We start from the raw sequence: 25034 nt of genomic DNA on the forward strand, positions 1-25034 counted from the left end.
CGCACGAGCACGAAGCGCCCTTCAGCGCCCAACGAGCAGGAATCCTCACCGCATGCAGCAGTCCACGACCAGCACCGAGATCGTCGCGCAGCCGACGCCGCGCACCACGACCGGGGCCCGTCGTTCGATGGCCAAGCGGGTCGGGGTGGCAGCCGTCGCGATCGCCCTCTTCGGCACCGTCGCGCTGCCCGCAGCCGCGCTGCAGAGCGCGCAGGCGCAGCCCGCCGTGCTCGACGGCTCGATCGCCGAGCTGCTCGCGCAGACGCAGCAGCAGGTCGAGGTGCAGCAGTCGCCGCTGGTCGAGTCCATCGCCGAGAACGGCCTCGCCGCCACGACCCCCGAGCAGCTCGCGCAGGCGCAGGCCGAGGCAGCAGCCGCCGAGGCCGCTCGCCAGGAGGCCGAGGCGGCCGCCGTCGAGGCGGCCAGCGCGGCCCCCGTCGCGGCGGCCGCGACGCCCGCGGCAGCCAGCTCGTCCGTCGCGTCCGCGTCGTCGGGCTCGATCGTGGGCATCGCCCAGTCGCAGCTCGGCGTCCCCTACGTGTGGGGCGGCGCGAGCCCCTCGACCGGCTTCGACTGCTCCGGCTTCACCCAGTGGGTGTACGGCCAGGTGGGCGTGTACCTGCCGCACTCCGACCGCGGCCAGCTCGGCTACGGCACGCCCGTCGCCGTCTCGGACATCCAGCCCGGCGACCTCGTGATCTGGAACGGTCACACGGCGATCTACGTCGGTGGCGACTCGATCATCCACGCCGCGACCGCCGGCAAGCCGGTGAAGTACTCGAGCTTCTCGGGCATGGTCGCCGCGATGGGCACGCCGCAGGTGCGCCGCTTCTAGACGGTCGACGGGGACGGATCGTGTCCCGTGGCTGGCCATTCTCGTAACGTTTTGGTAACGTCGACGCGGCATGCTGTCCGTCGGACGCATGCCGTAGGACTTCAGGAGATTGAATTCGTGACTCGAAGCACTGAGATCGCCGAGACCGTCGGCACGACCGACGAGACCCCCAAGGCGAGCAGGACCTCTCGCGCCACCCACCTCCGTCGCATCGGCGTCGCCGGCGTCGCCGTCGCCCTCGTGATGCCCCTGGCACTGCCCGCCTTCGCGAGCACCCAGGGTGAGACGCAGGAGCCGGGCTTCGCAGCGCAGGCCGCCGACTCGCAGTCGGTGACCGCGACCTCCACGGCCGGCTCGCCCGAGCAGGAGGCCGAGCGCCAGGAGCTCTACGCCACGACGCCCGCCGAGCTCGCCTCGCTGCAGGCGGAGCTGCAGGCGCAGGCCGACGCGGCAGCAGCCGAGCAGGCCGCCGCCGACGAGGCTGCCGCACAGCAGGAGGCCGCCGCGAACGCGGGCACCGGCTCGTCGGCAGCCACCAGCACGGCCGTCTCGGTCGGTGCGGGCGGCAGCACCATCGCCAGCGCCGCGCTCGCGCAGATCGGCGAGATCCAGGACTGCACGAAGCTCGTCGCGGACTCGCTGGCCGCGGTCGGCATCGCGTACACGGGCATGGGCAACCTGTTCAACCTCGGCCCGACGATCCCTGCCTCGCAGGCGACGCCCGGCGACATCATCTACTACTCGAACGGCGGCTTCGGCTCCGCTCACGTCGCCGTGTACATCGGCAACGGCCAGGCCGTGCACGGTGGCTGGAACGGCAACCAGACGGTCGTCGCCGGCGCCACGATCCCGGGCGCCTCGGCTCCCGTGTTCATCGACGTGGGCTGACGCCCATCCGTCTCGACGACGCCCGCGACCGACTCGGTCGCGGGCGTCGTCGCGTCCGCGCCCCTTCGCTAGGCTGAGGGGGTCGCCGCGCAGCGCGCGGCCCGGCCTCTGTAGCTCAATGGAAGAGCAGCTCCGTCCTAAGGAGAGGGTTGGGGGTTCGAGTCCCTCCAGGGGCACCGGTGGCGTTCGGCCCTGGTGGCTGCAGCCGCACGAGGGCTACGGTGGCGCCGTGTCGACCTTCGCGGTGCCGCACCGCCTGCCCGTCTCGACCGTCCTGGTCGCCGTGGTGGGCGCCGTGGGCGTCGCGGTGCTGCTCGTCGCCCGCGCCGGCGGGGCGGACGGCTTCCCCACGCATCCGGTCGCCACGGTGGCGATCGCCACGGCCGCCATCGTGGTGGACGCCGCGCGGCGGGCGCTCGTCGCGATCGGCGACCGACGCTCGGCAGTCGTCGCGGGTGCGCTGAGCGTCGCGCTCCTGGCGACGCTCGGCGCCGCATCGCTCGCCGTCGGGCTCGTCGGCATCGACCACCCGCTGGCGTCGCTGGCGGTCTCGGCCTGGAGCGTGACGTGGATCGCGCCCCTCGCCCTCGGGCAGCTGCTCGCATCGTCGGCGATCCGTCGAGGCACGTCGGTGGCGCGCGCCCACGTGCTCGTCGTGGTGACGAGCGGAGCGGCGATGCTCGCCGGCGTCGTGCTGTGGATGCCGAGCGATCCGTTCGCGGGCGTCGCGCCCATCGCCCCGGAGGCCTGGCCGGAGCGCTGGGCGGTGGTCGGGGACGTCGTGGCCTCGGCTGCGACGCTCGCGCTGCTCGTGCTGCCGACCGTCCTCGCGCGTGCCGCCGCTCGCTCGCGGTCCCGCGCGCGCGTGCGACTCGGCATCGCCGCCGCGGGCGCGAGCGCCGCACCCATCGTCGTCGCCTTCTGCCTCCTGCTCGCCGTCGCCCGCGACCCGGGGGAGGTCGACCCGACGGCCGGCTCCGTCGCCTTCGAGGTCGCGGTGGCCGCCTCCGCGGCGCTGCCGGCGGCGTGCGCCGGCGTGCTCGCACGCGACGCCGAGCGGCGCATGGTGCTGCCGCTCCTGCGCGCCGTGGCCCTCGCGGTCGCCGTCCTCGTCGTGGCGGCGGTCGGCACGATCGCCGTCGCGGCCACCTGGCCGCCGACCGTCGCGGCGCTCGTGACCGCCGCGCTCGCGCTCGGCGTCACGCTCGTCGCCTGGACCGGTGCGGGACGGGCCGCGGCAGCGCTGCTCGCCGATGCGAGCGGCGAGGCTCCGATCGCCGTCGAGCCCGCGACGGTCGACGCGGACCCGAGGATGCCCGAGCTCACGCCGCGCGAGCGCGACGTGCTCGCGCTGCTCGCCGACGGCGCGAGCAACGCGGGCATCGCGGCGCAGCTCGTCGTGAGCGAGCGGACCGTCGATGCGCACATGCGCGCCATCTTCACGAAGCTCGGCCTCGAGGTCGACGCGGGCGTCAATCGGCGCGTGCAGGCGGCCAGGAGGTGGCTCGACGGCCATCGGATCCCGGAATAGGTGCCAGCACCGATGCCCGATGCGGGGCGTCGGGGCGATCGTGGCGTCGACGTCGCTCGACGTCCCCGACCCACGGAGGCACTCGTGACCGCATCCACCTCGCCCGTCGTCGACGTCGCAGCGCGACGCTCGACATCGCCGCATCCGCACGCCCTCGCGGCAGCCGTCGTGCTCGGCCTCCTGGCCGTCGCGCTCGTCGCACGCACGGCCTTCCTGCTCTGGGAGCCGCCGTTCGACGGCTCGATGCACTACGACGCCGTGGCGCCGCTCCGCGGCACGTACTGGGGCATGCACCTGCTCGTGGGCGGGCCGTCGTTCGCGATCACGTGGGTCGCCGTCGCGATCCTCGCCGCGCGACTCGCGCGCGGCCGCAGCGCCATCGTGACGATCGCGGCGTCGGTGGTCATCGCGGTCGGCGGCATCCTGTTCGCGCTCGTCGTGACCGCCGAGGCGCTGCCGTTCGCGCTCGCCGCGGATCCGGCCGTGCTCTCGGAGGCCGACGGGCGCGCCGCCTTCGACCTGCTGAACGCGCATCTCGACGTCGTCGCGCCCGGCATCGTCGGCTCGCAGGCGGCCGTGGCGCTCGGCATGCTCGTGCTGCTCGTCACGAGCCTCGTGACCCGCGCGCTGCCGCGCTGGCTCGCGATCGCGGGGCTCGCCTCCCTCGCGGTGTTCGCGGCCGTGCCGTTCGAGCTGCTGCCGCGTGCTGCGACGATCGCGAGCGATCTCGTGCAGACGCTGCTCGTGGCGGGCATCGGATGGTGCGGGCTGCGCGCTCCCGCGCAGCCCGCGCCGCGCCGCTGAGCGATCAGGCGGGGAAGGGGCGCTCGGCCCAGAAGCCGCCCGGCGCGAAGACCCGGTCGATGCAGGCGTCGAGCAGCCCCGCCTCGTGCAGCACGTCGAGCAGCGTGTAGCGGCTGCGGATGCGCATGGCGCGCGTGTAGGTGGCGCGGAAGCGCTCGGGCGTGAGCCCGATCTGCGACGGATGCGTCACGGCGCCGACCGTGGCGAGGATGCGCTCGACCTCGACGGCGGGCAGCAGCTGCGCGCGCAGGCGCTCGGCGATCGCCGGCCAGCCGTCGCGCAGCGTCTCGAGCCGGCGGCGCAGGTCGCCGGGCGTCGGATGCTTCGCGTGCGACTGCGCGAGCGCCGCCGCGAGCAGCTCGGGGGAGAAGCCCTCGGCGCGGATGCGGGGCTCGAGCTCGGGCCACTCGGGGAAGGCGGCGACGGCGGCGTCGACGTCGAGCGCGCCGAGGTCGTGCCGCAACGCCTCCTCGTACAGGGCCGTGAGCATGATCGTGCCGAGGCCGACCTTGAGCCCGTGGCTGAGCGGCGGGTCGTCGTGCACGCCGAGGCCCTCCATCTCCCACAGGTGCGAGCACTGGTGGCCGGCGCCCGACGCGGGACGCGACGACGCGTGCGCCTGCATCGCGAGGCCCGAGAGCACGAGGCCGTCGGCGAGCCCGACGGTCGCCTCGACGACGCCGTCGCGCAGGCCCTCGGGGTCGGCGAGCGCGTCGCGCAGCGGCTCCTGCACGAGCGCCCACACGTCGGCGTCGAGCGGCTCGACGCCGAGCGCGTCGGCGAGGATCCAGTCGGCGCCGCCCGGCAGCTTCTCGACGAGGTCGCCCACGCCCGACGCGATCATGCGGCCAGGAGCGGCCGCGAGGATGCGGTGGTCGGCGACGACCGCGATGGGTGCGGGGCACGAGAGCGTCTGCTTGTAGCCGTCCTTCGCGATCGACGCGCCGAACGCGGCGTACCCGTCCATCGACGGCGCCGTGGCGACGCACACGTACGGCCGGTCGAGCTCGCTCGAGGCGCGCTTCGCGATGTCGCCCAGCGTGCCGGAGCCCACGACGACCACGATCGCGTCGAGCGGCGCGAGATGGTCGCGGAGCCGCTCGACGTTCTCGTAGCCCGCGTACGGCGGCGGCGTGCCGTCGAAGACGAACGGGTCGACGAGCGGCACGCCCGCCGCCTGCAGCGACGTCGTCGTCGCCTCGCCGGCGACGGCCCACGTCGTCTCGTCGGCGACGACGATCGCGGTTCGGCCCGGCAGCAGCTCGGCGACGAGGGGGCCGACGCGCGCCAGCACGTCGACCCCGACGACGATCGCCCGAGTGTCGGAGGCGCGCTCCACGGCACGCTCGATGAGGGTGGTCATGGCGCTCTCCTCCATCCGCCCTGTCAGGCGATGTGGTCCTGCATGTCGTGGATGCGCTCGCGCAGCCGCGGGTACGTGTCGATGTAGGCGTCGACGAAGTAGCGGTACTCCTCGTGCCGCTCGGCGTCGGGCTCGATCGTCTCGGTCTCCGTCACCATGGCACGGGCAGCATCTGGCACCGAGTCGAACAGGCCTGCGCCGGTGGCGGCGAGGATCGCCGAGCCCAGCACGACCGCGTCGCCCACCTCGGTGAGCGTGATCGGCACGCCCGTGACGTCGGCGTGCATCTGCATCCACTCGGGGCTGTTCGTCGCGCCACCGCACGCGACGATCTTCTGCACGTCGATGCCCGCCTCGCGCATCGCCCGCAGGTTGTGCTCGGTGCCGTAGCAGACCGACTCCTGGATGGCGTGGTAGATGTGCTCGGGTCCGTGGCGCAGGCTGAGGCCCCACAGGATGCCGCGCGCCTGGCCGTCGGTGTAGGGCGTGCGGTTGCCCTGGAAGTACTCGTTGACGATGAGCCCCTCGGAGCCGGGCGGCAGGTGCCGCGACTGCTGGTTGAGCACGTCGTAGGCGTTGAGACCCGTGCGCTCGGCGGCGGCGACGACGTCGCGGGCGAAGTTGTCCTTGAACCACTTCAGCACCGACCCCGTCGACACCTGGCCGCCCTCGACCGTGTACTGGCCGGGGATGACGCCGTCGGTGTAGCCGCCGAAGAAGCCCTTGCCGCTCACCGACTTCGCGGTCTGGCCCGTGAGCACGTGGCTCGAGCCGGTGATGAGCGCGAACGTGCCGGGCTCGACGACGCCGAGGCCGATCTGGCCCGCCCACGCGTCGACGCAGCCCTGCGCCACGGGCGTGCCGGGCGTGAGGCCCAGCGCGCGTGCGGCCTTCTGCGACAGCCCGCCGACGGGCACGCCGAGGTCGACGACGTTCGTCGGGATCTTCTCGAAGACGTCGCCGGCGCCGACCTCCTCGTAGAAGTCCGTCGGCCAGCCGCCCTCGTCGCGGTTGAAGTACATGCGATGCGCGGCCGAGTTGATGTTGAGCGTCCACTCGCCCGTCAGGCGGTGCGTGATCCAGTCGGGCGCATCGACGAGGTAGTCGGCGTCGCGGTAGACGTCGGGCTGGTGCTCCTTGAGCCACGCCGCCTTGAACGGGAACCACTCGGGGCTCGCGGGTGCCGCGCCGTCGCCGTTGTAGCGCAGCGCGACCGACGACGAGCCCTCGGCGCGCTTGGCCTGCTCGACGGCGCGCACGTCCATCCACATGATCGCCGGCGCGAGGTGACGGCCGTCCTTGCGCAGCGCGACGACGGTCATCGACGTCGCGTCGTACGAGATGCCCTCGATCGCATGCGCCGGGATGCCCGACTGCTGCAGCACCTTCGCGGTCGACGCCTCGAGCGCGTCCCACCAGTCCTCGGGGCTCTGCTCCGCCCATCCCGACTTCGGATGCGTCGTCGAGTAGGGGGTGGCGGCGAACGTCACGGGACTGCCCGAGACGTCGACGATCGACACGCGACAGCTCTCGGTGCCGAAGTCGATGCCCAGGACGTAGGGCCCCTGCGGTGGACGGGTTGCGGACATTGGTCGCTCCTTCTTCATCGAATTGCGAGTCCTGCGTGGTGGCCGCTGCGCCGGCCAGGGGTGGTTCAGAGGGTAGGCATGACCGCGACCTTGATGCCATCCCCCGAGGCGGACGCCTCGATGGCCTCGACGGCCTGGTCGAGGGGGAATCGGTGGGTCACGAGCCTCGCGACGTCGATGGCGCCGTCGGCGATGAGCTGCACGGCGTCGCGGTAGTCGCTGCGGCGCGAGTTCGCCGCACCGGTGACGGTGAGCTCGCGGTAGTGGATGAGGTTCGGATCGATCTCGGCGATCGCGCCGGACGGGAAGCCCGCGAAGGCGTTGACGCGGCCGCCGAGCCGCACGATGCCGAGCGCGTCGGCGAGGAGCCTCGGCATGCCGATGCACACGACGGCGACGTCGGCGCCGAGGCCGTGCGTCGCATCCCGCACGTGCTCGCCGAGGTCGACCGTCGTCGGGTCGACGGTCGTGGCGCCGAACGACTCGGCGACGGCGCGGCGCGGCGCGGAGGGGTCGGACACGATCACCCGACGTGCGCCTGCGCGCAGCGCGAGCTGCGTGTGGATGAGGCCGATGGGGCCGGCGCCGAGGATCACGACGGTGTCGCCCATCTCGACGCGGTACGTGCGGTGCGCCGAGAGGCAGCACGACAGCGGCTCGGCGAGCGAGAGGTGCTCGACCGGCACCTCCCTCGGCGCCCGCACGACGTTGCCGCGCGCGACGGCGTGGGCGGGCACGACCATGCGCTCGGCGAGGCCGCCGTCGATGCGGTAGCCGACGATGGAGGCGTTCGGGCAGATCTGCTCCATGCCGCGCGTGCACGCGTGGCACGTGCCGCACGTCACGACGGGTGCGAGGCCCACGAGGTCGCCGACCGCGTAGCCCTCGACGCCCTCGCCGACCTCGGCGACGCGCCCGGCGACCTCGTGCCCCAGCACGACGCCGTGGTCGATGCCTGCGGTCTTCTCGCCGCGGATGATGCGCACGTCGGTGCCGCACACGGTGTTCGCACCGACGTCGAGCAGCAGCTCGCCGTGCCCCGCCGTCGGGGTCGGCACCTCCTCGACGCGGACCTCGCCGGGACCGGCGAAGACGAGCGCCCTCATCGCGTGCGTCCGTGGGTCACGTCGGAGAGCCGCCGCGTGGTGCCCACGACGTCGTCGGCCATCCAGATGTTGCGGCCGAAGATGAGGCCGCTCGCGCCGCCGTCGATCGCTCCCTGCGCCGCGGCGATCACGGCGTCGTCGTCGCCGCGCGCGCCGCCGAGCGTGAGCACGGGGACGTCGCCGACGGTCTCGACGATGCCGCGCTGCACCTCGGGGTCGCCGACGTACTCGGTCTTGATGGCGTGCGCGCCGATCTCGGCGGCGATGCGCGACACGGTCGCGAGGCGCTCGGGATCCTTGCGGTCCTCGTTGCGCAGGCCCCACAGCGTCGTCTCGACGATGAGGGGGATGCCGGCGCGGCTCGCCTGCTGCGCCGCGGTGGCGACGGCGGCGACGTTGTCGGCGAACATGCCGCCGTCGGTGGGGCGGGCGATGAGGTACATGACGATGGCGTCGGCGCCGAGCGCGACGGCCTCCGCGGGGTCGACGAGCACGCGGTAGCGCTCGCCGAGCTCGTGCTTGTCGGGCTCGTCGAGCAGCGTCCAGTCGGCGCGCAGCACGACGCTCGGGGCGCCGCGGCGTGCGAAGAGGTCGGCGTGCTGCGCGAGCATCCCCGGCGTGAGCAGCACGCCCTCGGGCCGGCCCGCGACGATCTGCTCGAGCGTGCGCCTGGGGGAGCCGGAGCGTGCGCCGAGCGGGAACGACTGACCGTGGTCGTACGCCGTGATGAGCGAGCGGCCGCTCTCGTCGTCGAACAGGCGGGCGAGTCGGATGTCGGTGCCGTGCACGGCGGTCCTCCCGGGTCGGGCCACTCCGCACGGACCCTGCGTCGGCGTGTTCGGCACGTCGACGTAGCCATGAGGGAGTGGTTACTGGTAACAACTCTTGGTGTGAATCATCCCCATCCCGATCACACGATGTCAACCGGGGCGGCGACGTCGTCGCCCGATCCGTCGCGCGTGCCACCGCGCATCCCGCTCGCCGACGGCGGCTGGCTCTCGGGCGTCTCGCTCGGCACCTGGAGGCTCGACCACGACGCCGCCCGCGCGGCCGTCGCGGCGTCGATCCGCGCGGGCTACCGGCAGGTCGACACCGCCGCGAGGTACCACAACGAGCTCGGCGTGGGGCAGGGCATCCGGGATGCGGGGCTCGCGCCGGGCGAGGTGCAGGTGACGACGAAGGTGCGCGGCGGCGACCAGGGCTACGACGAGACGCTGCGCGCCGTCGAGTCGTCGCGGCGGATCCTCGGCGTCGACGCGATCGACCTGTGCCTCGTGCACTGGCCGCTGCCGCGGCTCGATCGGTACGTCGACACGTGGCGCGCGCTCGTGCGACTGCAGGGCGAGGGCGTCGTGCGGTCGATCGGCGTCTCGAACTTCTCCGTGGAGCAGATCGACCGGCTCGTCGCCGAGACGGGCGTCGCGCCCGTCGTCGACCAGGTCGAGCTGCATCCGCGGCTGCCGCAGGAGGCGCTGCGCGCCGGGCTCGCCGAGCGCGGCGTCGTCGCGCAGGCGTGGGGGCCGCTCGGTCGCGGCAAGGGGCTGCTCGACGCCGAGCCCATCGTCGCCGCCGCGCGCGCGCACGGCGTGACGCCCGCGCAGGTCGCGCTGCGCTGGCTCGTCGAGCTCGGCGCCCCGCCCGTGCCGAAGTCGGGCGACGCCGCACGCCGACGGCAGAACCTCGACGTGTTCGGCTTCGCGCTCACGACCGCCGAGCGCGCATCCATCGCGACGCTCGCCACGGGCGAGCGCGCCGGCAAGGACCCGGCCGTCGACGAGGAGTTCTGAGGGAGGAGAGGCCTTCGGCCCGATGTGACCTCGCATCGGGCCGAAGACCTCAGCTCTGGGCGGTGATGACGCGCACGCCCGCGTCGCGGAACGGCGCGAGGTGCTCGGCGCGGGTGGCCTCGTCGACGACGACGACGTCCCACTGCGAGGCCGGGCCGATGACGTGGAGGGCGTGCCTGCCGAACTTCGAGTGGTCGGCGAGCAGCACCCGCAGCTGCGCCGACTCGAGCATCGCCCGCTTGACCTCGGCGACCTCCTCGTACGGGTGGTAGGCGGTGTCGCCGCGGATGGCCGTGACCGACATGAACGACACGTCGGCGTGCAGCGCGCGGATCGCGGCGGTCGTCGCCGGCCCGTAGAACGACTCCGTCGCGCGCCGGTACGACCCGCCGGCGACGAAGAGCTCGAGCGCCGGATGCGCCTCGACCTCGCGCGCCGTGACCTGCGAGTGCGTCGCGATCGTGAGCGGCACCCGGTCGGCGACGGCGCGCAGCAGCGCGAGCCCCGACGAGGAGTCGTCGAGCAGCAGCGACATGCCGGGCCGCACGAGCTCGCGCGCGGCCAGCGCGATCGCGGCCTTCGCCTCCACCTGCTGCGTGAGGCGGAAGCGCGCGGTCGTCTCGTTGAGCGACGACGCCGCCGCGACGACGACGCCCTTCGAGCGCACGACGACGCCCTGGCGCTCGAGCTCGGCGACGTCGCGGTACGCCGTCATGGTCGAGACGCCGAAGCGGTCGACGATCGCGTCGACGGGCAGCGAGCCCGCCTCGAGCACGGCCTCCGCGAGCCGGTGCAGCCGGTCGCTGCGAGCGGCGCCGCGCGGCGCGGCGCCCGCCCCCGCGGATGCGTCGCCTGGCTCGTCGGTGCTCACGAGGGTGGAGCCTAGCGACCCGTCGCGGCCGGTCCGTGCCGGGTAGCCTGGGCTGGCGTCGCCGAGCCAGGCGGCCACGGCCGCCGTCGCGCTGGCCGGCACCCGACCGCGAGGACTGCATGACCGTCATCGAGCCCGCCCCGGCCCGCCCCGACGACGCGGAGGCGTGGGATGCCGAGGTGCTCGCAGCGCAGGCTCGAGCGCACTACATGCAGTCGTCGGCGTGGGCGCGCACGCGAGCGGGGTCGCCGTGGACGGCGCTGCGCGATCGCATCCAGGTCGACGGTGCCGACTACCCCGTGCAGCTCTTCGCCAGGACGGCGCCGCTCGCCGGCACGATCTACCACGCGGCGCGCATCGCCGGCGTGACGCCCGCCCACGTCGCAGCGCTCACCGAGCGCGCCCGCTCGTACCCGAAGCGCGTCTTCGCCGTGAAGGCCGAGGTCTTCCAGGAGTACGACCAGACGCTCGTCGACGCGTTCGAGGCCGCCGGCTGGGTGCGCACCGTCTCGAGCCAGTACGAGCACGCCGTCATGGTCGACCTGTCGGGCACGCTCGACGAGGTGGCCGCGCGCTTCAAGAAGCGCGCGCGCAACTCGTACCGCTCGGCAGCGAAGCAGGGCGTCACGATCGACGAGGTGCCGATGACGCCCGAGTCGACGGCGCGCATGCACGAGCTCATCGACGAGGTGCGCGAGCGCACCGGCGGCTACTTCCGACCGCACTCGTACTTCCAGCGCATCTGGGACGTCTACGACGCCGAGGGCCAGGGGCGCTTCTTCTACGCGCGACACGGCGGCGACGCCGTGGCGAGCGCGTTCGTCATCCGCTTCGGCGACACCGCCTGGTACAAGGATGCGGGCTCGCAGCGCGAGAACCCGAAGCTGTTCGCGCCCTACGCGATGCAGTGGGCGATCATGCAGCGCCTGCACGAGGAGGGCGTCACGGGCTACGAGCTCGCGAACATCCCCGACCCGGCGTCGTGGGAGGACAGCGACATCCGCGGCCTCTACGTGTTCAAGACGGCCTGGGCGCCCGAGCCCGTGCGGTACATGCCGTCGTTCGAGCTGCCGCTCAACGGGCGCTACGCGCTGTGGCAGCGGGCGGGCCGCTACCTCCGTGCGCTCTACACGCGCCGCACGAAGGACGCCTGGTACTGATGCGCGTCGGACTCGGCCTCGCAGCGCTCGGGCGGCCGGGCTACATCACGCGCGGCCACGACGTCGACCTGCCCGACCGCACGGTCGAGGGGATGCGCGTGCGCACGCACGCCATGCTCGACGCGGCGTGGGACGCCGGCGTGCGGTTCGTCGACGCCGCGCGCGGCTACGGGCTCGCCGAGCGGTTCCTGGGGGAGTGGCTCGCCGCGCATCCCGGCCGTCGCGAGCAGCTGACGATCGAGTCGAAGTGGGGCTACGCGTACACGGCGGGCTGGCGCATCGACGCCGACGAGCACGAGCGCAAGGACCACTCGCTCGCGATGCTCGAGCAGCAGTGGGGCGAGACGTGCGAGGCGCTCGGCACCGTGCCCGACGCCTACCTCGTGCACTCCGTCACGCCCGACAGCCCCGTGCTCGGCGACGACGCCGTGCTCGCTCGGCTGCGCCGGCTGTCGGAGGCAGGCGTGCGCGTGGGCCTGTCGACGTCGGGGCCGCGCCAGGCGGAGGTGCTGCGGCGTGCGCTCGAGACGCCGCCGTTCGCGGCCGTGCAGGCGACCTGGAACGTGCTCGAGCGGTCGGCGGGCGACGCGCTCGTGCGCGCGGCCGACGCCGGCTGGCTCGTCGTGGTGAAGGAGGCGCTCGCGAACGGCGCCGTGCTCGACGCGCTGCCCGGCCCGCGCGCCGACGCCGATGCGATCGCGGCGGCGCTCGCGATCGACGAGCGCGCGATCGTGCTCTCGGGTGCCGTGACGCTCGAGCAGCTCGCGGCCAACCTCCGCGCGGTCGACGTCGACGGCGCGGCGGTGGCGCGCGGCACGGCCGCGCTCGTGCAGGCTCCGGACGCGTACTGGGGTGCCCGCGGGGCGCGCGCCTGGCGCTAGCCGACGAGGGAAACCCGGAACACCCCGCCCGCCTCCCCGGATCGGCGCGCATCCGCTCGTATCGTGAGGCTGTGCGGCGAGAGAACGACAGCGCGGGCGGACCCGGCGACGCCGGCGACCGTGCAGCGGACGCCGAGCAGCCCTTCTGGACGACGGAGCACGAGGCCGTGACGCCCGACGCCCCGGCACCGTCCGGCGATGCCGACGAGCCCGTGGCGGCGCCGCAGCACGCCGGGCATGAGCTCATGGGCGCGTCGGCCCCGGCCCCATCGGCGTCTGCGCCGTCGGCAGCCGCGCCTTCGGCAGCGGCGGCAGCCGCCGGCGCCGAGGCGGCATCGACGACGGCTGCCGCGGCGACCCCCGAGCCCGTCGCGGCGGCTGCGCCCGCGGCATCCCCCGACGCCGGCACGCGCCGCCGCGACTGGCAGTCGTGGCGCCTCGAGGTCGAGCGCATCGGCGGACGCTCGCCGCTCGCGTCGTTCGTCGACACGACCGCGACGCGCATCGAGCTGTCGACGACGCATCCCGGCGGCCTCGCCCAGTTCATCACCGGGCGTCCGACGGCCCTGTCGAGCCTCATCCGCGACGACCTCGCCCTGCGCGCCGCGCGCAACGCGGCCGCGGCGATCGCGTCGAAGGGCATCGACCTCGCGGCGTCGCGCTCCATCGACGCCGTGCATCTCGGCATCGGCATCGCCCGCTTCCCGCACGAGCACGGCGAGATCCACGGCCCCGTGCTGCTGCGCCCCCTCGTGGTGCGCCGCCGCGGCCGCGACTTCGAGCTGCAGCTGCAGGGCCGCCCCTTCCTCAACCCGCGGCTCGCGCACGTGCTGCGCACCGAGCACGGCGTCGAGCTCGACGAGCTCGCGCTCGTGTCGCTCGCCGACCACGAGGGCACGTTCACGCCCAACCCCGTGCTCGACCGCATCCGTCTCGCTGCGGCGCATGTGCCCGGCTTCCAGGTGCTGCCGCGGCTCGTCGTGTCGACGTTCGCGGAGGTCGGCCCGGCGATGGCCGCCGACCTGCGCCCCGTGCCGCACACGGTGCTCGACGCCGTCGCCGGCGACGAGGCGGCCCGCTGGCGGCTGCGCGAGGGCCGTTCGGCCGTGTCGCAGCTGCCGCTCGACGAGCGCTCGCCGCAGGCCGACCGCCTCGTGCTCGATGCCGACGCGGAGCAGGATGCCGTGGTCGGCGAGATCGTGGCCGGCAACTCCATCGTCGTGGAGGCGCTGCCCGGCACGGGCGTGACCCAGACGGTCGTGAACGCGATCGGCGCGCTCGTCGACGACGACCGGCGGGTGCTCGTCGTGAGCCCGCGCCGCGCGACGACGCAGGGCATCGTCGACCGCCTCGCGGCAACGGGCCTGCCCGGCCTCGCCGTGCGGCCGCAGACGCTGCGCCGCGACCTCATCGCCGCCATCACCCGGTCCGAGCAGGCGCAGCGCCCCGACACGGGCGAGATCGACGACGCGCTCGAGCGGCTGCGCAAGGTGCTGCTCGACTACCGGCGCGCGCTGCGCCGCGTCGACGACGTGCTCGGCGTCTCGGTGCTCGACTGCCTCAAGGAGCTCTCGCGCCTCGCGATGCTGCCGACGCCGCCGCAGACGCAGGCGCGCCTGTCGGCCGACACCGTCGCGGCGCTCGCGCAGGATCGGCCCCGCACGGCCGCCACGATGGTGCAGGCGGCGTCGCTCGGCCAGTTCCGCTTCGGCCCCGAGGACACGCCCTGGTACGGGGCGAACTTCACGGACGACGGCGACGCGGCCGCCGCGCGCGCCGACGCCGAGCGCCTCTCGTCCGGCGGGCTCGCCGGCGTCGTGGCCGAGGGACGCACGGTGCTGGGCGGCACGAAGCTGCGCCCCTTCGCCTCGATCGCCGAGCTCGGCGCGCAGCTGCGCCTGCTCGCCGACATCCGCGACACCCTCGATCGCTTCGTGCCGTCGGTCTTCGACCGGCCGCTCGGCGAGCTCATCACCGCCACGGGGCCGCGCCGCGAGGCGAACGCGGCGCTCGGCGGCATGCAGCGCCGCCGCCTGCGCAAGCACGCGCTCGAGTACGCCCGCGCCGGCGCGATCATCCCCGACCTGCACGCGGCCCTCGAAGGCGTGCAGCGCCAGCGCAAGCAGTGGGCCCGCTGGGCGCCCGACGGCGCGGTGCCGAGCGTGCCGACGGGCCTCGGCGCCCTCGAGGCGCTGCATCGGGATGCGCTGACGGCGCTCGAGCGCATCGACGCGGCCCTCGTGGGCACCGACGCGCCGAGCCTCGTCGACCTGCCGCTCGACGCGCTGCAGCAGCGCCTCGACGAGCTCGCTGCACCGTCGGAGGCGCTCGACAGCATCCAGGAGCGCGCGACCCTCATGTCGACGCTCGCCGAGCTCGAGCTCGAGCCGCTCGTCGCCGACCTCGCGACGCGGCACGTCGAGCACGACGAGGTCGCGCACGAGCTCGACCTCGCATGGTGGCAGTCGGCCCTCGAGCAGCTGCTGCAGCGCGAGCGGGCGCTGCTGCGAGGCAACACGACGGTGCTCGAGCGCCTCGAGTCCGACTTCGCGCTCGTCGACGAGGCGCACGTCGACGCGGCGTCCGCGCGCCTCGCATGGCAGCTCGCGCAGTCGTGGCGCCTCGCGATCGCCGACCACGCCGACGAGGCCGAGGCGCTGCGCGCGCTGCTGCGCTCTGGCGGCCTCGACCCCGCGACGCTGCAGGGTCGTGCGCCGCACGTGTCGCGCGCGATCGCACCCGTGTGGCTCGCGAGCCCGTACGACGTGCACCGCGTCGCCCGCTCGATCCCGTTCGACGTCGTCATCGTGCTCGACGCCGGCGCCGTGACGCTCGCCGAGTCGGTGGGCGCCCTCACGCGCGCGCCGCAGGTCGTCGCGATCGGCGACCCGGCCACGCAGATCCCGTCGCCGTTCGACGTCGGCATCTCGGCCCTCGGCGTGCGGCCCTCGTACGAGCTCGGCAGCCCCGACGAGCTGCACGGCGAGTCCGCCCTCGCACGCCTCGCCGAGGTGCTGCCGGTGCACCGCCTCGCCCGCACGTACCGCACGGGCGGCGCCGACCTCATCGAGACGGTCTCGCGGCGCTTCTACGACGGCGGCATCGAGACGCTGCCGTGGGCAGGCACGTTCCTCGGCCACGCATCGCTCACGGTCTCGACGGTGCAGGATGCGTTCGGCCTGCCCGACCAGCAGTCGGCGCTCGTCGAGAGCCCCGACGCCGAGGTCGAGCGCGTCATCGCCCTCGTCACGCACCACGCGAGGTCGCGCCCGCACGAGTCGCTCATGGTCGTCACCGGCAACGAGCGCCACGAGGTGCGTGTGCAGCAGGCGGTCGTGCAGGCGCTCGGCCAGCCCGGCGCGTTCACCGACTTCGTCGTCGCCGAGAGCGACGAGCCGTTCGTCGTCGCGGACGTCGCGCACGCCAACGCGCTGAGCCGCGACCGCGTCATCTTCTCGATCGGCTACGCCCGCACCCGCTACGGGCGCGCGCTCGACCTGGGCAGGCTCGCCGACCCCGGCGGCGACCGCATGCTCGCCGTCGCCATGACGAGGGCGCGCAAGGCCATGACGCTCGTGTCGGGATTCCAGGCCTCCGACCTCGACGGCCAGCAGCTCGAGCACGGCGCGGCCGTGCTGCGCGACGTGCTGCTCGAGGCCGAGCGGCCGCAGCGGCCGCGATCGACGCACGGCGGCGACCCGCTGCTCGTCGACCTCGCCCGCCGTCTCGAGGCGCGCGGCCTGCGCACGGCCGTCGACCACGCGGGCCTGCCGCTCGTCGTCGCCAACGGCGGGGTCTGCGCGGCCATCGAGACCGACCACGACGACGACCGACCGCTGCGCGAGAGCCTGCGCGTGCGTCCCGAGCACCTGCGCCGGCTGGGCTGGCACACGATGCGCGTGCACGCGTTCGAGCTCTTCACGGACCCCGAGGCCGTCGCGACCCGCATCGCGAGGCTCGTCGGCGCCGACGGCGACGAGTGACCGAGCCGATGGATGGCGCGGCCGACGAGCCGCGCGTACGCGACGACGGCCTGCTCGAGGATCGGGCGGCGGAGCCCCTCGTCGTGCGCCGGCGCGGTCGACGCGTGTCGACGGAGCCCGTCGACGGCGCGACCGACGAGCCCGCACCCGAGCGACGGCAGTCGACCGACAACGACGATCGCCTGCGCGGCGACAAGCCGCCGCACTGGGGCTGAGCGCCCTCGGCGAACGCCGCATCCATCGCTACGGATTCCGGAGTAGGCTGCGATCGTGCGACGCTTCGGCACCCTCTCCTTCGGCCACTACGGACCCCTCGGCGGCGGCCGCGAGCTGACCGCGCAGGACAACCTGCTGCAGGCCATCGACCTCGCCGTCGGCATGGACGAGCTCGGGGTCGACGTGACCGCGCTGCGCGTGCACCACTTCGCCCGGCAGCATGCGGCACCCATGCCGCTGCTCACGGCGATGGCGGCGCGCACGCGGCGCATCCACGTCGGCACCGGCGTCATCGACATGCGGTACGAGAACCCGCTGTACCTCGCCGAAGAGGCCGCGGCGCTCGACCTCATCGCCGACGGCAGGCTCATGCTCGGCATCTCGCGCGGCAGCCCCGAGACCGTCGTGCGCGGCTATGAGCACTTCGGGTACCGGGGCGACGACGAGCGCGGCGCCGACCTCGCCGCCCGCAACCTCGACCTGTTCCTGCGCGCCGTCGAGGGCGAGGGCATCGCCGAGCGCGACCCCGACAGCCCGTTCGGCGGCGGCCGCGGCATGCAGCGCATCGAGCCGCAGTCGCCCACCCTGCGCGGCAACGTGTGGTGGGGCGCCGGGTCGACCGAGACCGCGATCCGCACGGGCCAGCAGGGCATGCACCTCATGTCGTCGACGCTGCTCACCGAGGATCGCGGGATGCCGTTCGGTGACCTGCAGGCCGAGCAGCTCGCCGCCTACCGCGCCGCGTGGGCTGCCGCGGGCCACGCGGGCACGCCGCAGACGTCCGTGTCCCGCAGCGTCTTCCCCATCACCTCGCAGCAGGATGCGCTGCTCTTCGGCGGCGCCGCCGGTCGCGACCAGGTGGGCGTCATCGACGGCTTCCGCTCGACCTTCGGCCGCACCTACGCGGCCGAGCCCGACGTGCTCATCGAGCAGCTGCGCGCCGACCGCGCCGTCATGGAGTCGGACACGCTGCTGCTCACGATCCCGTCGCAGCTGGGCGTCGAGCTGAACCTGCGCATCGTCGAGTCGTTCGCGACGCACGTCGCGCCGGCGCTGGGGTGGCACGCGGCCTGACACGGACTGGACCGCTCCTCGACCATTCGTACCTGGTCGGGCCTCTTCCCACCTGCTGGTCGAGGAGGCCCCGAGCGCAGCGAGGAGCCGTCACGAGACCGCGCGACGCCCGCTCGCCGCGACCATGTGCGTGGCTGGGTGGGAGCGGCGGTCGCGTGGTCTCGTGACGCGGGCTCGCCCAGGGGCTCGCACGCTCCTCGACCAGCTGGTGGGACGCCCACCGCACGACGAAGGCCCGCGCACCGAGGTGCGCGGGCCTTCGTCGTCGTCGTTCGGCTACTGCTGCGTCGTCGCCGGAGGCGTCGCCTGCGCCTGCTGGCGGAGCAGCTCGCGGATGTCCTGCAGCACGTCGACGTCGGTCTCCTTCGCGGCCTCCTCGGTGGTGCCGCGACGCTTCGCCTGACGCTCCTTGAACTTCGCCATCGGCAGGATGAGCGCGAAGTAGACGACTGCTGCGATGAGCAGGAAGTTGATGACGGCCGCGATGACCGCGCCCGTGCCGAACTTCAGGGTGTCGGTGACGTTCCACGTCGCCTCGGCGATGTCCGACGTGTCGAAGAGGTTCGCGATGATCGGCGTGAAGATGCCCTCCACGAGCGCCGTGACGATCGCGGTGAAGGCGGTGCCGATGATGACGGCCGTCGCCAGCTCGATCACGTTGCCGCGGAGGATGAACTCCTTGAAGCCCTGCATGGCCTGCTCCATTCGTAGGGGGTGCGCCCGGCGGACGCGTCTGGTCAGCTCGACGACGAGGACGCGGAGGATCCCGACGACGACGATCCCTCCGACTTCGCCTTCGAGGTCGACGACGAGCTCGACGACGAGCCCGACTCCTTCGATCCCGAGCCGCCGGAGCCGCCCGAGCCGCTCGCGCGCGAGTCGGTGCGGTAGAAGCCCGAGCCCTTGAACGTGACGCCGATGGCGTCGAAGCGCTTGCGCAGGCGACCGCCGCACGCCTCGCAGACGGTGAGGGCGTCGTCGGTGAACGACTGGCGAACCTCGATGGCGGTGCCGCAGGCGGTGCACTGGTAGGCGTAGACGGGCATGGCGTGTGTCCTGTTCAGAAGGTCAGTCGCCCGGACGGCGCGATGGCTCCGTCGACGGGCTGGTCGTGCGCCTCGGCGGGCACGGCATCCAGGATCTCATCGTCGAAGACGAGCGCGTACACCGGGGGTCGGCGGCCGAGGGCGCCGAGCGCCTTGTCGAAGAAGCCGCGGCCCCATCCCAGCCGCATGCCGCGACGGTCGACGGCGGATGCGGGCGCGAGGATGACGTCGACGTCGCACAGCACGGTGGGCGGCAGCACCTCGCCCGTCGGCTCGGGCAGCCCGAAGGCGCCCTCGGCGATCGTGTCGCCCTGCTCGGCCCAGTCGAGCAGGCCGTCCTGGCGCACGATGGGCAGCAGCACGCGCACGTCGTGCGCGCGGGCCCAGGCGAGGATGCCGTCGGTGCCGGGCTCCTCGGGCAGCGCCAGGTAGGCGGCGACGTCGCGGGCGCCGACCTCCTGCAGGTAGGCGATCGTCGCGGCGGCGATCGCGTCGTCGGCGGCGCGGCGCTCGTCGTCGGTGCGCGCGAGCCGCGATGCGCGCACCTGCGCGCGGATCGCCCGCTTCTCGCCCTGCGCGTCCACCATGCGCCCATCGTAGGCATAGGCTCGGGCGCGTGATCGGCAGCACGCCTCGGCTCGAGGACGCAGGCGTCGTCATCCGCGGCATCCGGATGCGCGATGCGCGCGCGCTGGAGCGCGAGCTCGTCGACAACCGCGAGTGGCTGCAGCGCTGGGAGGCGACGCTGCCGGGCCGTGCGCCGACGGGTCGCTTCGACACCCGCTCGAGCATCCGCAGCCTGCTCGACTCCGAGCGCGAGGGCACGGGCATCCCGTTCGCCATCGACGTCGACGGCGAGCTCGCCGGCCAGCTGAACGTGTCGGGCATCGCCGGGGGAGCGCTCTCGAGCGCGACGCTCGGCTACTGGGTGGCCGAGCGCTTCGCGGGTCGCGGCGTCACGCCGGCAGCGGTGGCGCTCGCGACCGACCACTGCCTCTTCGGCCTCGGCCTGCACCGCATGGAGATCTGCATCCGCCCCGAGAACGTCGCGTCGCTGCGCGTCGTCGAGAAGCTCGGCTTCCGCTTCGAGGGGCTGCGCGTGCGCTACATCCACATCGACGGCGACTGGCGCGACCACCTGTGCTTCGCGCTCGTGCGCGAGGAGCTCGCCGAGGGCGTGCTGTCGCGGTGGCGGCACGGCAGGGTGCCGCCGTTCGACCGGTCGGTGTATCCCGTGCGCATCGGGCCGCCGGAGGCGCGCACCGCCTGACCCGGGAGCCGAGTGGGACGATCGCTCGACTTCTGTCGCGAATCGCGGCGCGGCTCACCTCGGTCGGGGGACGGCGGCCGTAGCGTCGCACGCATGCAGCTCGCGGGACTCGGCACCACGGTGGTGTTCGCGCTCGCCGCCCTCGTCTGGCTCGCGTATCTCGTGCCCGTCTGGGTGCGCCGGCGCGAGTACCTCGCGACCGAGCGCAACGCCGTGCGTCTGCAGCAGACGCTGCGCATCATGGCCGAGACGGCCGAGGCGCCGCCCGAGGTCGCGATCGCGGCCACCGCGCGCGACATCGCCAGGCAGCAGAAGGTCGTGGCGAAGGAGGCGCGGCTGCAGCAGGCGATCGCCCGTGCCGCCGCCGTGTCGAAGGCACGCGAGCTCGACGACCAGATCAAGCGGATCGAGCGCGAGGTGCGCGCCGCGGTCGCCACGAGCGTGTCCCGCAACCAGCGACTGCGCCGCACGCGCCTCGCGTGCACGCTCATGCTGCTCGCGTCGGTCGGCGTCGGCGTCGCGGGTGCGCTGCTGCCGCAGGCGATGCTGCTGCTCGCGCTCGCCGGCATCGTCGCGACGCTCGCCGTGATCGGCCTCGTCGCCGTGAACCGCACGAACACGTCGATCCGCGAGGTCGCGCAGACGATGGAGCACGAGCGCCTCGTCGTCGAGCGCCGGCACGCCGACCGCACGCTCGAGGCCGAGCTCGCATCGCGTGCATGGCAGCCCGTGCCCGTGCCGACGCAGCGTGCGGCGCGCGCCCCCATCGACGTGCTGCGCGATCACGCGCGCCGCATCGTCGCCGAGGGCGAGGGCGCCGAGATCACGCCGATCGGCGCCTCGTTCGAGCAGCTCGTCACGGGCGAGGTCGAGGTCGACGAGACGCCCAGCCGCGTCGCCGAGCCCGCGCCGGTCGCGGCGCGCGCATCCGCCCCGGCCGCGCGCGTCGAGGAGCCGGTGCACGTGCCGGTGCCCGCGCCGCCGTCGCGCTTCGCGAGCATGGGCATGGTCGGCGACGAGGATGCGTCGTTCGACGTCTCGGCCGCGTTCCGCCGCCGCGTCGGCTGACACGACGCCACGATTTCGCACCGCCCGTTCGCAGGGGCTATGCTCGTCCATGGTCCGGGCCCGTGGCGCAGTTGGTAGCGCGTCTCGTTCGCAATGAGAAGGTCGGGGGTTCGATTCCCCCCGGGTCCACCACCAGAAGGCCCCCGCGAGCAGCGGGGGCCTTCGTCGTGCTGCCACCGGGCGGCACGGACGCGCCACCTGCGCTCGATACGATTCGCGCATGCATCGTGTGACCAAGGCCGTCGTGCCCGCTGCCGGCCTCGGCACGCGCTTCCTCCCTGCCACGAAGTCGCTGCCGAAGGAGATGCTGCCCGTCGTCGACCGGCCCGCGATCCAGTACGTCGTGACGGAGGCCGTCGAGGCCGGGCTGCACGACGTGCTCATGATCACGGGCCGCAACAAGAACGCGCTCGAGAACTACTTCGACCGCGCGACGGAGCTCGAGGCGACCCTCATCGCCAAGGGCGACGCCGAGCAGCTCGCGCAGGTGCGGCAGTCGACGGGGCTCGCGCAGATGCACTACGTGCGGCAGGGCGACCCGCTGGGGCTCGGCCACGCCGTGCTGCGCGCGCGGCCGCACGTCGGCGACCAGTCGTTCGCGGTGCTGCTGGGCGACGACATCATCGACGAGGCGACGCCGCTGCTGCAGCGCATGCTCGAGGTGCACGCATCCATGGGCATGCACGTCGTCGCGCTCATGGAGGTCGACCCGGAGCACGCGCACCGGTACGGCATCGCCACCGTCGAGGCGACCGACGAGGACGACGTCGTGCGCGTGCGCGATCTCGTCGAGAAGCCCGCGAAGGGCACGGCGCCGTCGAACCTCGCCGTCATCGGCCGCTACGTGCTGCGTCCCGAGATCTTCGACGTGCTCGACGAGACGCGGCCCGGCGTCGGCGGCGAGATCCAGCTGACGGATGCGCTCCGCGTCGTCGCGGGGCACGAGGCGCATGGGCTCGTGGGCGTCGTGTTCACAGGTCGCCGGTTCGACACGGGCGACCGGCAGGGGATGCTCGAGGCGACCGTGACGCTCGCGAGCGAGCGCGACGACGTCGGCCCCGCGTTCCGCGCGTGGCTGCGCGACTTCGTCGCGACCCTCGACTGAGGAACGCTCGACGAGACGGGGGACGCAGCGGCGAGCCCTGCGCGCCTAGCATCGGGCCATGCCGCTGCCGAGCAGTCCTCCCGACGAGGGGCTCGTCGACGGACCGTTTCGCGTGCTCGCCGTCTGCACGGGCAACGTCTGCCGCTCGCCGCTGACCGCTGCGGTGCTGCGCGCGCGACTCGCATCGTGCGGCGCCGACGTCGTCGTGGCGAGCGCGGGCCTGCGCGCCCTCGAGGGCGAGCCGATCGACCCGCCCGTCGCCGCCGAGGCCGCGCGGCTCGGCGTCGACGTCGCCGAGCATCGCGGTCGGGCGTTCGCTGCCGACGAGGCGGCGGCCGCCGACCTCGTCGTCGTCGCCACGCGGCGGCAGCGGTCGGTCGCGGTGGAGCTCGCACCGTCGATCCTGCGACGCACGTTCACGCTGCTCGAGCTCGACGCCGTGCTCGCGCATCTCGACGCCGACGACGTGGGCGTGGATGCCGATGCGAGCGTGGGCGAGCGCCTCGCGACGGTCGTGCGGGCGGCGAGCCGCGACCGCGGTCCCGTGGTGCGCGGCGTCTCGATCGACCTGCCGGACCCGTACGGCGGATCGCCGACGCTGCACCGCGGCGTCGCCGACCTCGTGGACGCGTCCGCGACGCGCGTCGCGGCTCGGCTGCTGGAACTGGCAGGCGGCTGCCAGCCGCCAGGACCCGAGGATGTGTCATGATCTCGCCACCGAGGGCGACGATCGCCCGCCACGACGTCTGGGGACGCGCATGGAGCTGACCGATCTCGTGAGGATCCTGCGTCGCCGATGGATCCCGATCGTCGCCGCCGGCGTCGTCGGCGTGGGCGCCGCGGCGGGCGTCTCGGCGCTGCAGGCGCCGTCGTACGCGTCGACGACGCAGGTCTTCGTGTCGACCCAGACGGGCGAGACGAGCAACGACCTCGCGCAGAGCAACGCGTACACGCTGTCGCGGGTGCTGACGTACTCCGAGCTCGCGAGCAGCGAGCGCGTGCTCGCCGACGTCGTCGCCGACCTCGGCCTCGACGTCGACGTGCGCGACCTCGCGAGACGGGTCACGGCGACGCCCGTGCCCGAGACGACCATCATCGAGATCACCGCGACGAGCGGCGACCCGCAGCGGGCCGCCGACATCGCCAACGCGACGGCGACGAGCCTCGCCGACGTCGTCGACGAGATCGAGGGCACCTCGACGCAGGCGAGCCCCGTGCGCCTCACGACGGTCGAGGCGGCGCGGCCGCCGGAGTCCGCGAGCTCGCCCAGCTGGCCGCTCAACATGCTGCTGGGCGGTCTGGCCGCGCTCGTGCTCGCCACCGGGTTCGTCGTGCTGCGCGACCTGCTCGACACGCGCATCCGCTCGCCCCACGACGTCGAGCTCGCGACGCACCACCCCGTCATCGGCACGATCGCCTTCGACGAGCGCGCGGGCGATCGGCCGCTCGTCGTGCACGACGCGCCGCACGACTTCCGCGCCGAGGCGTATCGCTCGCTGCGCACGAACCTGCTGTTCGTCGAGGTCGAGGGCGGCCAGCGCACGTTCGTCGTCACGTCGTCGGTCGCGGGGGAGGGCAAGACGACGGCCACGGCGAACCTCGCGATCGCGCTGGCGCAGTCGGGCGAGACCGTGCTGCTCATCGACGCCGACCTGCGCAAGCCGAAGGTGGCCGACACGCTCGCCATCGAGGGGCGCATCGGCCTCACGACCGTGCTCATCGGCGAGGCCGACATCGACGACGCCGTGCAGGACTGGGGCGGCACGGGCCTGTTCGTGCTGCCTGCGGGTCGCGTGCCGCCGAACCCGAGCGAGCTGCTGGGATCGCGAGCGATGGAGTCGCTGCTGCGCGGGCTCGAGGACGAGTTCGACTGGATCCTCATCGACGCGCCGCCGCTGCTGCCCGTGACCGACGCCGCGGTGCTCGGGACGCGCACGGCCGGCGCGATCGTCGTCGCCGCCTCCGGCAAGACGACGCGTGGCCAGCTCGATGGCGCGCTCACGCGCCTCGGCACGGTCGACGTGAGCATCGCGGGCATCCTGCTCACGATGCTGCCGACGTCGACGGCCCACGCGTACGCCTACGCCTACGGGTACGGATACGGGCCCGGGGCGCCCGCCGACGACGACGGCGACGGTGCGCGCACCGACTCGGCTGCGCACGACGACCGGGTCGGCGAGCGCTCGGCGCTCGCCCGCGGGTCCGATCGGGTCGAGCGCGATGCCTCGTCGTCCGCCGCCCGCGCGGCGGTGCCTGGCGACGTGCCGGCGGACGGGACGCCGGACGACGAGCCCGTCGCCGACGAGGGCGCCGCAGCCGCGGCACCGGAGGTCGTGGCGCCCGAGCCCGCCGACGAGCCGACCCCCGCTCGCGGCCGCGGCACCGCGACGCCCGCGAAGACCCGCACGCGGCGCGCGCCCCGGCCCAAGCGCGAGCGCCCGTCCCGCGATCGCTGAG

23 protein-coding genes and 2 tRNA genes are annotated in these 25034 nt (G+C 74.0%); 17 read left to right on the forward strand and 8 right to left on the reverse strand.

The window, feature by feature from the left end:
• Positions 1 to 52: 52 nt before the first annotated feature.
• The 5 genes from FS793_RS13910 (at position 53) to FS793_RS13930 (ending at position 4058) form a co-directional block, all read left to right on the forward strand.
• Positions 53 to 835 carry a C40 family peptidase gene (locus FS793_RS13910; RefSeq protein ID WP_144721355.1) on the forward strand — a complete coding sequence of 261 codons (783 nt, stop codon included), beginning with the start codon at positions 53 to 55 and terminating at the stop codon, positions 833 to 835.
• Positions 836 to 952: 117 nt separating this feature from the next.
• Positions 953 to 1723, forward strand: a complete 771-nt coding sequence (locus tag FS793_RS13915; RefSeq protein WP_260980174.1) for an NlpC/P60 family protein — start codon at positions 953 to 955, stop codon at positions 1721 to 1723.
• Positions 1724 to 1827: 104 nt separating this feature from the next.
• Positions 1828 to 1899, forward strand: a tRNA-Arg gene (locus FS793_RS13920).
• A 53-nt stretch (positions 1900 to 1952) separates the two neighbouring features.
• Positions 1953 to 3254 (forward strand): helix-turn-helix transcriptional regulator, encoded by a 1302-nt coding sequence (locus FS793_RS16655; RefSeq protein WP_260980175.1) that lies wholly within the window; start codon positions 1953 to 1955, stop codon positions 3252 to 3254.
• 84 nt (positions 3255 to 3338) lie between these two features.
• The gene (locus FS793_RS13930) at positions 3339 to 4058 is read left to right on the forward strand and encodes a hypothetical protein (RefSeq protein ID WP_144721357.1); all 720 of its coding nucleotides are present in this window, start codon (positions 3339 to 3341) and stop codon (positions 4056 to 4058) included.
• 4 nt (positions 4059 to 4062) lie between these two features.
• Here the strand turns inward: FS793_RS13930 and FS793_RS13935 are convergent, their stop codons facing one another.
• From FS793_RS13935 to FS793_RS13950, 4 genes are all read right to left on the reverse strand, one after another.
• The gene (locus FS793_RS13935; RefSeq protein ID WP_144721359.1) at positions 4063 to 5421 is read right to left on the reverse strand and encodes a sn-glycerol-1-phosphate dehydrogenase; all 1359 of its coding nucleotides are present in this window, start codon (positions 5419 to 5421) and stop codon (positions 4063 to 4065) included.
• 23 nt (positions 5422 to 5444) lie between these two features.
• A complete protein-coding gene (locus FS793_RS13940; RefSeq protein ID WP_144721361.1) occupies positions 5445 to 7010 on the reverse strand; it encodes an FGGY-family carbohydrate kinase in 1566 nt (521 codons plus the stop codon).
• Between the two features lie 65 nt (positions 7011 to 7075).
• On the reverse strand, positions 7076 to 8116 hold the full coding sequence (locus tag FS793_RS13945; RefSeq protein ID WP_144721363.1) for a zinc-dependent dehydrogenase: 1041 nt from the start codon (positions 8114 to 8116) through the stop codon (positions 7076 to 7078).
• Positions 8113 to 8904, reverse strand: a complete 792-nt coding sequence (locus FS793_RS13950) for a class I fructose-bisphosphate aldolase (RefSeq protein WP_144721365.1) — start codon at positions 8902 to 8904, stop codon at positions 8113 to 8115. Before FS793_RS13950 ends, FS793_RS13945 begins: the two co-directional genes overlap by 4 nt.
• A 171-nt stretch (positions 8905 to 9075) precedes the next feature.
• On the opposite strand from FS793_RS13950, the gene FS793_RS13955 reads away from it, so the two are divergent.
• A complete protein-coding gene (locus FS793_RS13955; protein ID WP_260980176.1) occupies positions 9076 to 9903 on the forward strand; it encodes an aldo/keto reductase in 828 nt (275 codons plus the stop codon).
• A 49-nt stretch (positions 9904 to 9952) separates the two neighbouring features.
• On the opposite strand, the gene FS793_RS13960 is transcribed toward FS793_RS13955, so the two are convergent.
• The gene (locus FS793_RS13960) at positions 9953 to 10774 is read right to left on the reverse strand and encodes a DeoR/GlpR family DNA-binding transcription regulator (RefSeq protein WP_186329532.1); all 822 of its coding nucleotides are present in this window, start codon (positions 10772 to 10774) and stop codon (positions 9953 to 9955) included.
• A 119-nt stretch (positions 10775 to 10893) separates the two neighbouring features.
• On the opposite strand from FS793_RS13960, the gene FS793_RS13965 reads away from it, so the two are divergent.
• The 5 genes from FS793_RS13965 (at position 10894) to FS793_RS13985 (ending at position 18088) form a co-directional block, all read left to right on the forward strand.
• Positions 10894 to 11934: a lipid II:glycine glycyltransferase FemX gene (locus FS793_RS13965; RefSeq protein WP_186329533.1), complete on the forward strand. Its 1041-nt coding sequence runs from the start codon at positions 10894 to 10896 to the stop codon at positions 11932 to 11934.
• Positions 11934 to 12815 (forward strand): aldo/keto reductase, encoded by an 882-nt coding sequence (locus tag FS793_RS13970; protein WP_144721373.1) that lies wholly within the window; start codon positions 11934 to 11936, stop codon positions 12813 to 12815. Before FS793_RS13965 ends, FS793_RS13970 begins: the two co-directional genes overlap by 1 nt.
• Before the next feature lie 71 nt (positions 12816 to 12886).
• Positions 12887 to 16798 carry an AAA family ATPase gene (locus tag FS793_RS13975; protein ID WP_144721375.1) on the forward strand — a complete coding sequence of 1304 codons (3912 nt, stop codon included), beginning with the start codon at positions 12887 to 12889 and terminating at the stop codon, positions 16796 to 16798.
• Positions 16795 to 17013 carry a hypothetical protein gene (locus FS793_RS13980; protein ID WP_222123767.1) on the forward strand — a complete coding sequence of 73 codons (219 nt, stop codon included), beginning with the start codon at positions 16795 to 16797 and terminating at the stop codon, positions 17011 to 17013. Before FS793_RS13975 ends, FS793_RS13980 begins: the two co-directional genes overlap by 4 nt.
• A 55-nt stretch (positions 17014 to 17068) precedes the next feature.
• The gene (locus FS793_RS13985) at positions 17069 to 18088 is read left to right on the forward strand and encodes an LLM class flavin-dependent oxidoreductase (protein WP_144721379.1); all 1020 of its coding nucleotides are present in this window, start codon (positions 17069 to 17071) and stop codon (positions 18086 to 18088) included.
• 276 nt (positions 18089 to 18364) lie between these two features.
• Here FS793_RS13985 and mscL read toward each other — a convergent pair whose 3' ends face one another.
• Genes mscL through FS793_RS14000 form a run of 3 tightly spaced genes read right to left on the reverse strand, consistent with a single transcriptional unit; the run spans position 18365 to position 19721 of the window.
• Positions 18365 to 18781 carry a large conductance mechanosensitive channel protein MscL gene (gene mscL / locus FS793_RS13990; protein ID WP_144721381.1) on the reverse strand — a complete coding sequence of 139 codons (417 nt, stop codon included), beginning with the start codon at positions 18779 to 18781 and terminating at the stop codon, positions 18365 to 18367.
• A 44-nt stretch (positions 18782 to 18825) separates the two neighbouring features.
• Positions 18826 to 19134: an FmdB family zinc ribbon protein gene (locus FS793_RS13995; protein ID WP_144721383.1), complete on the reverse strand. Its 309-nt coding sequence runs from the start codon at positions 19132 to 19134 to the stop codon at positions 18826 to 18828.
• Positions 19135 to 19148: 14 nt separating this feature from the next.
• Entirely contained in the window at positions 19149 to 19721 is a 573-nt protein-coding gene (locus tag FS793_RS14000) for a 5-formyltetrahydrofolate cyclo-ligase (RefSeq protein ID WP_144721385.1), read from the reverse strand.
• 29 nt (positions 19722 to 19750) lie between these two features.
• Here FS793_RS14000 and FS793_RS14005 point away from each other — a divergent pair, with 29 nt between their 5' ends.
• From FS793_RS14005 to FS793_RS14030, 6 genes are all read left to right on the forward strand, one after another.
• Complete coding sequence (locus FS793_RS14005) at positions 19751 to 20404, forward strand: GNAT family N-acetyltransferase (RefSeq protein WP_440130468.1); 654 nt, start codon at positions 19751 to 19753, stop codon at positions 20402 to 20404.
• A gap of 93 nt (positions 20405 to 20497) precedes the next feature.
• Positions 20498 to 21472 carry a hypothetical protein gene (locus FS793_RS14010; RefSeq protein WP_144721389.1) on the forward strand — a complete coding sequence of 325 codons (975 nt, stop codon included), beginning with the start codon at positions 20498 to 20500 and terminating at the stop codon, positions 21470 to 21472.
• Positions 21473 to 21528: 56 nt separating this feature from the next.
• Positions 21529 to 21604, forward strand: a tRNA-Ala gene (locus FS793_RS14015).
• A gap of 88 nt (positions 21605 to 21692) precedes the next feature.
• The gene (gene galU / locus FS793_RS14020) at positions 21693 to 22577 is read left to right on the forward strand and encodes a UTP--glucose-1-phosphate uridylyltransferase GalU (RefSeq protein WP_144721391.1); all 885 of its coding nucleotides are present in this window, start codon (positions 21693 to 21695) and stop codon (positions 22575 to 22577) included.
• Between the two features lie 58 nt (positions 22578 to 22635).
• Complete coding sequence (locus FS793_RS14025) at positions 22636 to 23286, forward strand: arsenate reductase/protein-tyrosine-phosphatase family protein (RefSeq protein ID WP_144721393.1); 651 nt, start codon at positions 22636 to 22638, stop codon at positions 23284 to 23286.
• A 49-nt stretch (positions 23287 to 23335) separates the two neighbouring features.
• Complete coding sequence (locus tag FS793_RS14030) at positions 23336 to 25033, forward strand: polysaccharide biosynthesis tyrosine autokinase (protein ID WP_186329534.1); 1698 nt, start codon at positions 23336 to 23338, stop codon at positions 25031 to 25033.
• The last annotated feature ends 1 nt before the right edge of the window (position 25034 follow it).

Source organism: Agrococcus jejuensis (assembly GCF_007679035.1).
Classification (GTDB): domain Bacteria; phylum Actinomycetota; class Actinomycetes; order Actinomycetales; family Microbacteriaceae; genus Agrococcus; species Agrococcus jejuensis_A.

Excerpts from the sequence above, each read along its gene's own strand:
- FS793_RS13910 (WP_144721355.1), top strand. The coding sequence starts at position 53 with ATGCAGCAGTCCACGACCAGCACCGAGATCGTCGCGCAGCCGACGCCG.
- FS793_RS13935 (WP_144721359.1), bottom strand. The coding sequence starts at position 5,421 with ATGACCACCCTCATCGAGCGTGCCGTGGAGCGCGCCTCCGACACTCGG.
- FS793_RS13940 (WP_144721361.1), bottom strand. The coding sequence starts at position 7,010 with ATGTCCGCAACCCGTCCACCGCAGGGGCCCTACGTCCTGGGCATCGAC.
- FS793_RS13945 (WP_144721363.1), bottom strand. The coding sequence starts at position 8,116 with ATGAGGGCGCTCGTCTTCGCCGGTCCCGGCGAGGTCCGCGTCGAGGAG.
- FS793_RS13965 (WP_186329533.1), top strand. The coding sequence starts at position 10,894 with ATGACCGTCATCGAGCCCGCCCCGGCCCGCCCCGACGACGCGGAGGCG.
- FS793_RS13970 (WP_144721373.1), top strand. The coding sequence starts at position 11,934 with ATGCGCGTCGGACTCGGCCTCGCAGCGCTCGGGCGGCCGGGCTACATC.
- mscL (WP_144721381.1), bottom strand. The coding sequence starts at position 18,781 with ATGCAGGGCTTCAAGGAGTTCATCCTCCGCGGCAACGTGATCGAGCTG.
- FS793_RS13995 (WP_144721383.1), bottom strand. The coding sequence starts at position 19,134 with ATGCCCGTCTACGCCTACCAGTGCACCGCCTGCGGCACCGCCATCGAG.
- FS793_RS14000 (WP_144721385.1), bottom strand. The coding sequence starts at position 19,721 with ATGGTGGACGCGCAGGGCGAGAAGCGGGCGATCCGCGCGCAGGTGCGC.
- FS793_RS14010 (WP_144721389.1), top strand. The coding sequence starts at position 20,498 with ATGCAGCTCGCGGGACTCGGCACCACGGTGGTGTTCGCGCTCGCCGCC.
- galU (WP_144721391.1), top strand. The coding sequence starts at position 21,693 with ATGCATCGTGTGACCAAGGCCGTCGTGCCCGCTGCCGGCCTCGGCACG.
- FS793_RS14025 (WP_144721393.1), top strand. The coding sequence starts at position 22,636 with ATGCCGCTGCCGAGCAGTCCTCCCGACGAGGGGCTCGTCGACGGACCG.
- FS793_RS14030 (WP_186329534.1), top strand. The coding sequence starts at position 23,336 with ATGGAGCTGACCGATCTCGTGAGGATCCTGCGTCGCCGATGGATCCCG.